This is a genomic window from Crossiella sp. NPDC003009, from assembly GCF_053591555.1.
The window spans coordinates 21,561-32,821 of record NZ_JBSFUA010000070.1; the positions used below are offsets into that span (position 1 = coordinate 21,561).

Sequence of the window (11,261 nt, forward strand, 5' to 3'; positions counted from 1 at the left end):
AGGCAGCGGTCCTTACCTTGAGTGCACAAGGTAAGGAGCCGCCATGATCTCCCTGGCTCGTCCCGACGTGGTCCTGCGCGGGGAGGAGGCCGGTGCCGGGCCGACCGTCCTGCTGCTGCACGCCGGTGGTGAACGTCGGCGCGTGTGGCGGCCGGTGATCGAGGTCCTGGTCGAGGCCGGGTTCCGGTGCGTGGCCTTCGACCAGCGGGGTCACGGTGACACCGGCGGCTCGCTGCGGACGCTGGCACCTTGTGCTGAGGACGTCGCCGCCATGCTGCGCGCCGAGCCGCCGGGGTGTGTGGTCGTCGGTGCTTCGCTGGGTGGGCTCGCGGCCATCGCGGCCCTGGCCGATCCGGCGGTGCGGGCGCGGGTGAACGGTCTCGTGCTGGTGGACGTCGTGCCCGATCCCGAGCCCGGCCGGGTCCGCGGCTTCCTCGACGCGACCGGCCTGCCCGAAACCCACACCGAGATCGTCGAGGACGTCCTCGCCCAAGTTCCCCGGCTGCGGCAGATCGCCGCGGAGCTCGACCTGCCCGTGCTGCTCGTGCGCGGTGACCGGGACTCGCCCGTGACCGACGCCGACGCCGACCGGTTGCGGCGCCTGGTCCCGCACGCCGCGGTGACCCGCGTCCGCGGTGCCGGGCACCTCGTGGCCAGGGACCAACCGGTGGCGCTGGCCGCCGTCATCACCGAGTGGAGGGCCCATGAGTGCGACGAACCCGGAGACCAACGAGCGGTTCCTGGCCCGGCTGCTGGCCGGTGACTTCCTGCTGTGGTCCCCCAACATCCAGGCCGAGGGCTTCGCGAACTGGGACCGGATCTTCGCGACCCGGACGATCGAGAAAGCCCCAACGGCCTCGCCGCTGCCACCCGGGGAGCCCATCACCGATGTCGCCTTCGAGGCCTACGGCGAACGCGGCGACGTCGAGTCGCTGATGCGGGACGAGCACCTCAGCGGCTTGCTCGTCGTCCAGGACGGCGCCATCAGGCTGGAGCGGTACGCGAAGGGGCTGACGCCCTCGGGTCGCTGGCAGTCCTCGTCGATGGTGAAGTCGCTGGCCTCGATCCTGGTCGCGGCCGCGGAGCAGGACGGGCTGCTCTCCCGCGCCGACCCGGTCACCGACCACCTGGCGGACTTCGCGGGCACGGCCTATGCGCAGGTGACCATCGAGCACCTGCTGACCATGTCGTCGGGGATCGAATGGACGGAGAACACCGATGACATCCACTCCGATGTCGCCGAGCGCTACATCAAGGTGATCGGCGCGCGCCAGGCCGGCGCCATCCAGGAGTACCTCAAGACGCGGCAGCGCGCGGCCGAGCCCGGCACCTCCTTCTACTACAACACCGGCGACACCTTCCTGCTCGGCCTGATCCTCGCCAAGGCGACCGGGAAGACGGTGGCGGAGTACTGCTCGCAGAAGGTGTGGCAGCCGATGGGCATGGAGCAGCCCGGCTTCTTCATGCTGGACGGCGACGACGGCCAGGAGGTGGTCGGCAGCTGTTGCGGCGCCTGCCTGCGCGACTACGCGCGCTGGGGGCTGCTGATGCTCAACGACGGCGTCGCGGCCGACGGCACCCGGGTCGTCCCGGAAGGCTGGGTCGCGAAAGCCACCAGCCCGCAAGCTCCCGCCTTCGCCTTCGACTTCAGCGGCGTGCGCGGCACGTCCAGCCCGCCGATGGCGGAGTACGCGGGATACGGCTACCTGTGGTGGATCAAGACCGATGGCGCGTACCAGGCGCTGGGCAGCTACGGGCAGTGGCTGCACGTCGACCCGGCCCGCGGGCTGGTCGTGGTGCTGCTCGGCGCGGTTCCGCGCATCCCCTACCTGGACCCGGACTCGCCCGAGGTCAGGGCAGGCACCTCGCACATGGGTTCGGCCCGCCGCGCCCGGTTCATCGACGCCGTGGCCGCACGCTGCGACTGAAGCGAGGTCGCCTCAGCTCACCGCACGTCCACGAACACCGGGTTCGCGTAACACCACAGGTCCTGCCACGGGTTCGCCTCGCCACGGATGTCCGCGATCGGCTCGATCCCGCCCGGCGCGTGCCGCCGCCCGTCCGTGCCGCGCACCCGCACGTAGAACGACTCCCGCACGTTCCGGAACGTGTGCCGGAACCCGACCGTCCGCCCGGCCCGGAACCCCGGCTCGTACGAGCGGGCCACCGCGACCTCCGATGCCCGGAAGCCCTGCCGGTCCGTCGCGGGGCCGGTGACCGCGCCGCGCACCAGGTCCAGCCTGGCCAGCCGGGGCAGTTCGCCGCCGGAGTGCGGCCGGGCGGCCAGCTGGGCCAGCACCACCACCGTGACGTCCGTGCCCCGCCGCACCCGCAGCCGCCCGCCGAGGCCCACCGGCCAGGACAGCCGGTCCTCGGCGAAGACGTGCGTCTCCAGTCGCTGCACCAGCCCGCCGTGGCTGACGAAGCTGCGCCCGGCGCGCAGGCCGTCCAGCACGCCCCGGTAGCTCCGGTCGGTGGTGCCGACCACGGTGCGGCTGAACTCGCCGGGGTAGAAGTCGCAGTACGGCGGCTGGGTCTGCACCGGGCCGCCGGGCAGCGGGTCCAGGTGCTTGCCCGCCCGGTCGTAGAGGTCGGGGGCCTCCGGCTGGCGGACGATGGTGTCGCGGAAGTTGAAGTGGCTGTCGGAGTTGCTGGTCACCCACCAGTTCCGGCCCTCGGCCAGCAGCGCGTCCCACATGCCGCCCAGGGTCGCGGTCATCCAGTCGAAGCCGCCGAAGGTCCGGTAGGCCTCGGCCGGGAAGCCGGGCCAGGAGTCGCCGCCGGGGGAGTTGCCGTAGCCGCCGCGGTGGCCGCCGCTGCCGTCCGGCTTGGGGTAGCCGTCGCCCTGCGCGCCGGGCGCGCCCTCCATGCCGATCACCACACCGGGCGCGGCGTCGTGCCAGTTGCGCAGCTCGGCCGGGGCGATCCGCCCGTTGCGGGAGGGGTGGTTGACCACGACCAGCCCGCCGCGCCTGGCCAGCCAGCGCAGCGCCTCCAGCGCCTTGGCCTCGTTCGCCGGAGTGCTCGCCCCAGTGTTGGTCAGCCGGGAGTCGAAGGTGCGCTCGAACTCGCGCAGCAGCGCGGCCTCGTCCCGGCTCGGCGGCAGGAACACCGTGGCGTGCTCGGCCGCCGGCATGTTCCACTCCAGGCCCTGCCACAGCAGCAGGTGCGGATGCCTGCGCCGGGCGGCCACGATGTCGGCGTGCGCGGGCTCCACCGAGTGCGCCTCGTGCGCGACGTGGCCGTGGTCGGAGAACACCAGCCACTCCGCGCCGTGCCGCTGCGCCCCGGCCACCACCTGGTCGATGGTGTACATCGCGTCGTTGGAGTACTGCGTGTGCACGTGGTGGTCGCCCACCAGCCAGCGCGGCAGGCCCGGCAGCCGGGGCAGCCCGAGATCCAGCTGCACGTCCACGTCGACGCCCGCGCTCGCCGTGCCCGCACCGACCAGCGGCGCCGCCACCGCGGCCGCGCCCACCCCGCGCAGGAACCCGCGCCGACCCACCTGACCCATCACTGACCTCCCGGTTAGTCCGGGCGACCCTAGATCGCCGAGATGGCCGGCGGGTGGACTCCGTGGAAACGATTACCCGGCGACTCGGTGCACCGACGGACTGACCCCGCGGGTGCGCTTGAACGCCGAGCTGAAGGCGAACCCGTCCGCGTACCCGACCCGCTTGGCCACCCTGGCCACCGTCTCGTCCGGATCCCGCAGCAGGTCCGCGGCCAGCGCCATCCGCCAGCCGGTCAGGTAGGTCAGCGGCGGCTCGCCCACCAGCTCGGTGAACCGGCGGGCCAGCGTCGCCCTGGACACCCCGACCTCGGCGGCCAGCGCGGCCACCGTCCAGGCGCGGGCCGGACTGGCGTGCAGGGCCCGCAGCGCCGCCCCGGCCACCGGATCGCTCAGCGCCCGGTACCAGGCGGGCGGGTTGGCCTCTGGCATGTCAAACCAGCAGCGCAGGGTCAGCACCAGCATCAGGTCCAGCAGCCGGTCCAGCACCAGCTGCTGGCCGGGCGCGTCGGTGCCGATCTCCTCGCCCAGCCGCCGGAGCAGGTCGCACGGACCCTGGTCATCCGGCACCACCAGCACCGGCGGCAGCGCACTGAGCAGCCGCTCGCTGATGTCGCCTGCCACCTGGTAGGAGCCGCCGACCAGCACCGCGGGACCGTCCGCGGAGTCGCCGAAGGTGCGCGGGCCGAGGCACACCTCCTCGCAGAGGTCGGAACCGTCCGGGCGCACGCACCGCTCCGCGTCCAGCACGATCACCCCCGGCGGTGTGTCCGGCCGGTCGGCCACCCGGTACACCTGCGGCCCGCGCACCAGCGCCACGTCCCCGGCGCGCAGCCGCCGCGGCTCGCCCTCGGCCGGGACCAGCCACGCCTCGTCGCTGAGCATCGTGCACAGGGTCAGCCGGGCCGGGTTGCGGAACTCCAGCCCCCACGGCGGGCTCATCACCGACCGGCTGAACAGCGCACCGCGCGCCCGCACCCCCTGCAACAGGTCAGCCAAGGCATCCATACGGCCACTTTAGACGAATGGACATGCAAGCGAGCGTTCCGGCCATAGATCGTCTCAAGTTCCGCTGTTTGACTGGGCAACATGAGCAAACAGACGATCTTGGTGCAGGCGGGCAGGGGCAAGACCGGCAAGCGGGTGGCCCGGCAGTTGCGGGAGCGTGGCATCACCGTGCGGGCCGCCTCCCGCTCGGGCGAGACCCGCTTCGACTGGACGGACGAGTCCACCTGGGGACCGGCGCTGGCCGACGTGGACGCGGTGTACGTGGTGCCGCTGGACGCCACCGGCGACCAGCACGAGGAGCTGACCCGGTTCGTCCGCCAGGCCGCGGATGCCGGGGTGCGCAAGCTGGTGATGCTCTCCGCGCGGGACGTGGACACCTTCGAGGCGGAGAACACCCTCAATGCCGAGCGCGCGGTGCGGGAGAGCGGGGTGGCCTGGACCATCCTGCGGCCGGGCTGGTTCCACCAGAACTTCACCGAGGACTACTTCGAGCCGGGCGTGCGGGCCGGTGAGGTGCTGCTGGCCACCGGGGACGGCCTGGAGCCGTTCATCGACGCCGAAGACATCGCCGAGGTCGCGGTCGCCGCGCTCACCCAGGATGGCCACGACGGGCAGATCTACGACCTCTCCGGCGCGGAGCCGCTGAGCTTCCCGCAGGCGCTGGGGATCATCGCCGCGGAGCTGGGCCGGGAGATCCGGGTGGTCGACGTGACCCCGGCCGAGTACATCGAGACGCAGGTCGGGCTGGGGATGCCGCGGGAGTTCGCGGAGCTGATCGCCCGGCTGTACGAGCGGATCCGGGCCGGCAAGGAGGCCCACCTCTCCGACGGCGTGCAGCGGGTGCTGGGCCGCGAACCCCGGTCCTTCGCCGCCTACGTCAAGAACGCGGTGGCCGCGGGCGCCTGGAACTGAGCAACGAAAAAGGGCACCCCCGCCACGGGAGGTGCCCCTTTTTCGTTGCTACGTCAGGCGGTCGGCACGCTGGCCACGCCCGGCGCCAGGAACCGCTTGCCGGTGACCTTCTCCGAGATGCCGGTCCGGTCCAGGTACGGCGTGATGCCGCCCAGCCAGAACGGCCAGCCCGCGCCCAGGATCATGCACAGGTCGATGTCCTGCGCCTCCGCGACCACGCCCTCGTCGAGCATGATCCGGATCTCCTCGGCCAGCGCCTCCAGCGCCCTGGCCTTGACCTCCTCGCCGGTGAGCGGCTTGTCGCCGAACTCCCACAGCGCGGTGACCTCGGGGTCGACGGCCTGGTTGCCCTGCGCGTCCCACTGCCACACCGCGGCCTTGCCCGCGGCCACGAACTTCTTCATGTTCTCGCTGACGGAGAACCGGTCCGGGAAGGCGTGGTGCATGGTCTCCGAGACGTGCAGCGCGACCGCGGAACCCACCAGCTGCAACAGGATCATCGGGCTCATCGGCAGGCCCAGCGGCTCGGTGGCCTTGTCCGCGACCTCGAAGGAGGTGCCCTCGTCCACGGACTTGATCACCTCGCCCATGAACCGGGTGAGCAGCCGGTTGACCACGAACGCCGGCGCGTCCTTGACCAGCACGCTGGACTTCTTCAGCTCCTTGCCGACCGCGAAGGCGGTGGCCAGGGTGGCGTCGTCGGTCTGCTCGGCGCGCACGATCTCCAGCAGCGGCATGACCGCGACCGGGTTGAAGAAGTGGAAGCCGACCACGCGCTCCGGGTGGGCCAGCTTGCTCGCCATCTCGGTGATGGACAGCGAGGAGGTGTTGGTGGCCAGCACGCACTCGGCGGAGACGTGCTGCTCCACCTCGGCGAAGACCTGCTGCTTGACCGACAGCTCCTCGAACACGGCCTCGATCACGAAGTCCGCGTCGGCGAAGGCGGCCTTGTCCAGCGAGCCGGAGACCAGCGCCTTGAGCCGGTTCGCCTCGTCGGGGGAGATCCGCTTCTTGCCGAGCAGCTTGTCGACCTCGCCGTGCACGTAGCCGACGCCCTTGTCCACCCTGGCCTGGTCGATGTCGGTGAGCACCACCGGCACCTTCAGCCGCCGCGCGAACAGCAGCGCCATCTGGCTGGCCATCAGGCCCGCGCCGACGATGCCGACCTTGGTCACCGCGCGGGCCAGCGAGCGGTCCGGCGCGCCAGCCGGGCGCTTGGCCCGCTTCTGCACCAGGTTGAACGAGTACAGGCCCGCGCGCAGCTCGTCGCTCATCACGACGTCCGCGAGTGCCTGGGTCTCGGCCGCGTAGCCCTTGGTCAGGTCGTTCTCGCGGGCCAGCTCCAGCAGTTCCAGCGCCTTGAGCGCACCGGGCGCCGCGCCCTTGGTCTTGCCGTGCACGATCGCCTTGGCCCGCGCCACGGCCTGGTCCCAGCCCTCGCCGCGGTCGATCTCCTTGCGCGGCGGGGTGATCTCGCCGTTGACCACCTTGGTCAGCCAGATCAGCGACTGCTCCAGGTAGTCCGCGGACTCCAGCACCACGTCCACCACGCCCAGCCCGGCGGCCTGCGCGGGTTTGAGCATCTTGTTCTGGTTCAACGCGTTCTCGAAGATCACGGTGACCGCGTCGTTCGCGCCGATCAGGTTCGGCAGCAGCTGGGTGCCGCCCCAGCCGGGGAACAGGCCGAGGAAGACCTCGGGCAGCGCGAGCGCCGCCGCGTTGGCCGCCAGGGTCCGGTAGTGGCAGGACAGCGCCAGCTCAAGGCCGCCGCCCATGGCCGCGCCGTTGACGAAGGCGAAGGTCGGCACGGTGGAGTCGGTGAAGCGGCGGAACACGTCGTGGCCGAGCTGCCCGATGGCCACGGCCTGCTCGCGGGAGGTGGCCTTCTCCACCGCGGTCAGGTCCGCGCCCACGGCGAAGATGAACGGCTTGCCGGTGACCGCGATCGCGGCCACGTCGGCGGCCGAGGCTTCGTCGAAGGCGGCGTTGAGGCTGAGCAGGCTCTGCGGGCCGAAGGTGGACGGCCGGGTGTGGTCGTGCCCGTTGTCCAGGGTGATCAGCGCGACCGGCTTGTCCAGGCCCGGCACGCGGAGCAGGCGGGTGACCGCGCGGGTCACGACCTCGTCGGGGAAGAGGGTTTTGGCTTCCTCAAGGGTGAAGGTGCTCACTTGCTCTCCCCGGTCCAGTTGGGGTTCTCCCAGATCACGGTGCCGCCCATGCCGATGCCGATGCACATGGTGGTGATGCCGTAGCGCACGTCGGGGCGCTCGGCGAACTGGCGGGACAGCTGGGTCATCAGCCGCACGCCGGAGGAGGCCAGCGGGTGGCCGGTGGCGATCGCGCCGCCCCACTGGTTCACCCTGGGGTCGTCGTCGGCGATGCCGAAGTGGTCCAGGAAGGCCAGCACCTGCACCGCGAACGCCTCGTTCACCTCGAACAGCCCGATGTCCTCAATGGACAGTCCGGCGATCTTGAGCGCCTTCTCGGTGGCCGGCACCGGGCCGACCCCCATGACCTCGGGCTCCACGCCGGCGAAGGAGTAGGCGACCAGGCGCATGCCGATCGGCAGGCCCAGCTCGCGCGCGGTCTCCTCCTCGGCCAGGATGCAGCCGGTCGCGCCGTCGTTGAGACCGGCCGCGTTGCCCGCGGTGATCCGGCCGTGCGGGCGGAACGGAGTCTTCAGCTTGGCCAGGTCATCGACCGTGGTGCCGGGGCGCGGCGGCTCGTCCGCGGCGGCCAGGCCCCAGCCCTGCTCCGCGGAGCGGGTGGCCACGGTGACGAACTCAGGGCCGATCTTGCCTGCCTTGACCGCGGCGTCGTAGCGGGCCTGCGAGGTCGCGGCGAAGGCGTCGGTGCGCTCCTTGGTCAGGTGCGGGAACCGGTCGTGCAGGTTCTCCGCGGTCTGGCCCATGACCAGCGCGGAGGTGTCCACCAGCCGGTCGGCCAGGAACCGGGGGTTGGGGTCGACGCCCTCGCCCATCGGGTGGCGGCCCATGTGCTCGACGCCACCGGCGATGGCGATGTCGTAGGCGCCGAAGGCGATGCCACCGGCCACGGTGGTCACCGCGGTCATAGCGCCGGCGCACATCCGGTCCACCGCGTAGCCGGGGACGGACTTCGGCAGCCCGGCCAGCAGCGCGGCAGTCCGCCCGATGGTCAGCCCCTGGTCGCCGATCTGGGTGGTCGCGGCGATGGCGACCTCGTCGACGCGCTCCGGTGGCAGTTCGGGATGCCGCCGCAGAAGTTCCCGGATGACCTTGACGACGAGATCGTCGGCGCGGGTCTCCGCGTAGATGCCCTTGGCACCGGCCTTGCCGAACGGCGTGCGAACGCCGTCGACGAAGACCACGTCCCGAACGGCGCGCGCGCTGGCGCTGCCGGGTTTCGCCGGCGCAGGTGCGACCACGGCGTGCTCCTCACTCAGTGCTGAACCCCTGACGTCGGCCCGTGGCGGCTTCCGCTGCGCTGCTACCGGCCGGTAACACCACTCTACCGCCTATTACTCGCTGGTAACTACGGGGATCGCGCTGTCGAGTGGGTCACATCAGGCTTTCGGTGCACCGACGGCCGCACCCAGGGCTAAATCCGTTGCCGCCGAGGGCAGTGGCCAGGACGGTGGCCGCATGAGTCGTCGCCTGGTCCTGCTGCTCGCGCTGGCCTGCGGCGTGGCCGTGGGCAACCTGTACTTCCCCCAGGCGGTCAGCCCGCTGGTCGCCACCGGCCTGGGCGTCTCCCCGGAGTCCGCCGCCTTGGTGGTCACCGCCGCCCAGCTCGGCTACGCGGCCGGGATCTTCTTCCTGGTCCCGCTCGGCGACCGCCTGCCGCACCGCCCGCTGCTGGTCACCCTGCTCGTGCTGACCGGCCTCGGCCTGCTCGCCGCCGGCTGCGCCCAAGGCCTGTCCCCGCTGTTCGGGGCAAGCGCGCTGGTCGGACTGACCACGGTGGTCGCGCCGATCGTGGCGCCACTGGCGGCCGGGCTGGTCCCGGCGGAACAGCGCGGCGCGGTCACCGGCGCCATGCTGAGCGGTTCCATCGGCGGCATGCTGCTCTCCCGCGCGCTGGGCGGCGGCCTGGCCGAATGGCTGGGCTGGCGCGCGCCGTACCTGCTCTCCGCGGCGCTGGCCCTCGTCCTCGCGCTGGTGCTGCGCCTCGCCCTGCCCACCACCACCCCGGCCACCCGCGAGCGCTACCCAGCCCTGCTCGCGCACACCCTCCGCCTGCTCCGCACCGAGCCCGCCCTGCGCCGCTCCTGCCTCTACCAGGCCACCATGTTCGGCGCCTTCACCGCGGTCTGGACCAGCGTCGCCCTCCTGCTGACCGGCCCCGCCTACGCCCTCGGCGCCCAAGCGGTCGGCGCCCTCGCCCTGGTCAACGCCGCCACCATGGCCGCCACCCCCCTGGCAGGCCGCCGCACCGACCGCCACGGCCCCGACCGGGTCAACCTGACCTGCTTCCTGGCCGCCCTGACCGCCGCCGCCATCCTCGCCCTGGGCACCCTCGGCGGCCTCGCGGGCCTGGCGGGCCTGGTGCTGGGCACGCTGGTGCTCGATGTGGCCATGCAGTCCGGCATGGTCGCCAACCAGGTCCGCATCTTCGCCCTGCGGCCGGACGCCCGCAGCCGGCTGAACACCGCCTACATGACCTGCGCGTTCCTCGGCGGCACGCTGGGCTCGTGGGCGGGGGCGACGGTGTACGCGGGGCTCGGCTGGGGCGGGGTGTGCGCGCTGGTCGCGGTACTGGTGGCAATCGGCCTGCTCCGGCACCTGGTGTTCGCCAGCCGAACGAGGCGAAGGGCTGCCGCTACGGTCGAGCAGTGATCGATCAGGCACGGGGTGTGGTCAGAGTCGGGGTTTATGTCGACGCGTTCAACGTCTACTACGGCGGTCGCGAGATGCTCGGCTCGGCGACGCCCGGCTGGAAGTGGCTGGACATCGCCACTCTCGCCGCCGGCCTGATCAACCCGTGGGTGTGGCCGGGAGCGCGGATCGACCGGGTCGTCTACTGCACGGCCATGCGCGAACGGGAAGGAGACCCCAGCTCACTGGCCGACCAGCACACCTACCTCGCGGCGTTGCGGCACGCCAACCCCTCGCTGACGGTGGCGCTGGGCAAGTACGTGCCGCGGACCAAGTCCGGGGTGCTGGTCGAGCAGGGCACGGGCTACCCGCCACGACGGGTCCGGTCTCCCGGAACCGGGTGCCTGCCGGCCTGGCTTCCCGTCCGCGAGGTCCCCGGCCCCAGCGGAGCCACCGACCTGCTCGCCCGGATCTCGACCTTCGAGGAGAAGGGCTCGGACGTGAACGTCGCCAGCCATGTGCTGATGGACGTGCTGACGGGGCAGGTCGACGCGGTCATGGTGCTGTCCAACGACAGCGACCTGAGCTTCCCGCTGCGCCAGACTCGGCTGCGGGTCCCGGTCGCGACCGTCAACCCCAGCGTCAAGCCGACCACCGCGGCGCTGCGCGGCGACCGGAACGAGGGCGTCGGGCAGCACTGGTGGCGCAGGCTCCGCCGCCAGGACTTCCTGGCGAACCAGCTGGCCGACCCGACCGGCCCGTTCCGGCGGCCACGAGGTTGGTGAGCTGCGCCTGCACCAAGCCCAGCTCAGGCCTCTTTTAGGCCCAACTTGCGCCTAAAATAGGTCCTCGCTACCATTGCCCCATACCACCCGGTTCTCGTGCTTCACAGCACGGGGCCGGGTCTTTTTTCGTCTGCGGCGCAGGCTTGTGGTGGGGGCGGCAACCCGCCCCCCCCCCCCCCGCACGGCATAGACGCCGGGGTGTACGGGGCCATACGGAGGGGCGTACGAGCCGGGGGGAGCAACGAGGCC

The 11,261-nt window shown here is 72.0% G+C and carries 9 protein-coding genes; 5 read left to right on the forward strand and 4 right to left on the reverse strand.

All coding sequences use genetic code 11. The features are described 5' to 3' along the window. Positions 1 to 43 precede the first annotated feature (43 nt). Positions 44 to 763 (forward strand): alpha/beta fold hydrolase, encoded by a 720-nt coding sequence (locus tag ACWDY5_RS38890; RefSeq protein WP_449727140.1) that lies wholly within the window; start codon positions 44 to 46, stop codon positions 761 to 763. Next, the gene (locus ACWDY5_RS38895) at positions 705 to 1,928 is read left to right on the forward strand and encodes a serine hydrolase domain-containing protein (RefSeq protein WP_449727141.1); all 1,224 of its coding nucleotides are present in this window, start codon (positions 705 to 707) and stop codon (positions 1,926 to 1,928) included. Before ACWDY5_RS38890 ends, ACWDY5_RS38895 begins: the two co-directional genes overlap by 59 nt. A gap of 17 nt (positions 1,929 to 1,945) precedes the next feature. On the opposite strand, the gene ACWDY5_RS38900 is transcribed toward ACWDY5_RS38895, so the two are convergent. Together ACWDY5_RS38900 and ACWDY5_RS38905 are read right to left on the reverse strand one after the other, a co-directional pair. Beyond that, the gene (locus tag ACWDY5_RS38900; RefSeq protein WP_449727142.1) at positions 1,946 to 3,514 is read right to left on the reverse strand and encodes a PHP domain-containing protein; all 1,569 of its coding nucleotides are present in this window, start codon (positions 3,512 to 3,514) and stop codon (positions 1,946 to 1,948) included. 72 nt (positions 3,515 to 3,586) lie between these two features. Next, the gene (locus ACWDY5_RS38905; protein ID WP_449727143.1) at positions 3,587 to 4,519 is read right to left on the reverse strand and encodes an AraC family transcriptional regulator; all 933 of its coding nucleotides are present in this window, start codon (positions 4,517 to 4,519) and stop codon (positions 3,587 to 3,589) included. An 81-nt stretch (positions 4,520 to 4,600) separates the two neighbouring features. Between ACWDY5_RS38905 and ACWDY5_RS38910 the strand changes: the two genes are divergently transcribed. Further along, positions 4,601 to 5,431: an NAD(P)H-binding protein gene (locus tag ACWDY5_RS38910; protein WP_449727144.1), complete on the forward strand. Its 831-nt coding sequence runs from the start codon at positions 4,601 to 4,603 to the stop codon at positions 5,429 to 5,431. A gap of 53 nt (positions 5,432 to 5,484) precedes the next feature. Here the strand turns inward: ACWDY5_RS38910 and ACWDY5_RS38915 are convergent, their stop codons facing one another. Together ACWDY5_RS38915 and ACWDY5_RS38920 are read right to left on the reverse strand one after the other, a co-directional pair. Further along, positions 5,485 to 7,599 (reverse strand): 3-hydroxyacyl-CoA dehydrogenase NAD-binding domain-containing protein, encoded by a 2,115-nt coding sequence (locus tag ACWDY5_RS38915; protein ID WP_449727145.1) that lies wholly within the window; start codon positions 7,597 to 7,599, stop codon positions 5,485 to 5,487. Continuing rightward, positions 7,596 to 8,837, reverse strand: coding sequence for a thiolase family protein (locus tag ACWDY5_RS38920; protein WP_449727146.1), 1,242 nt, complete (start codon positions 8,835 to 8,837; stop codon positions 7,596 to 7,598). Before ACWDY5_RS38920 ends, ACWDY5_RS38915 begins: the two co-directional genes overlap by 4 nt. 217 nt (positions 8,838 to 9,054) lie before the next feature. Here ACWDY5_RS38920 and ACWDY5_RS38925 point away from each other — a divergent pair, with 217 nt between their 5' ends. Both ACWDY5_RS38925 and ACWDY5_RS38930 read left to right on the forward strand, forming a co-directional pair. Next, complete coding sequence (locus tag ACWDY5_RS38925) at positions 9,055 to 10,248, forward strand: MFS transporter (protein WP_449727147.1); 1,194 nt, start codon at positions 9,055 to 9,057, stop codon at positions 10,246 to 10,248. Beyond that, the gene (locus tag ACWDY5_RS38930) at positions 10,245 to 11,012 is read left to right on the forward strand and encodes an NYN domain-containing protein (RefSeq protein WP_449727148.1); all 768 of its coding nucleotides are present in this window, start codon (positions 10,245 to 10,247) and stop codon (positions 11,010 to 11,012) included. The genes ACWDY5_RS38925 and ACWDY5_RS38930 overlap by 4 nt, the downstream gene beginning before the upstream one ends. The last annotated feature ends 249 nt before the right edge of the window (positions 11,013 to 11,261 follow it).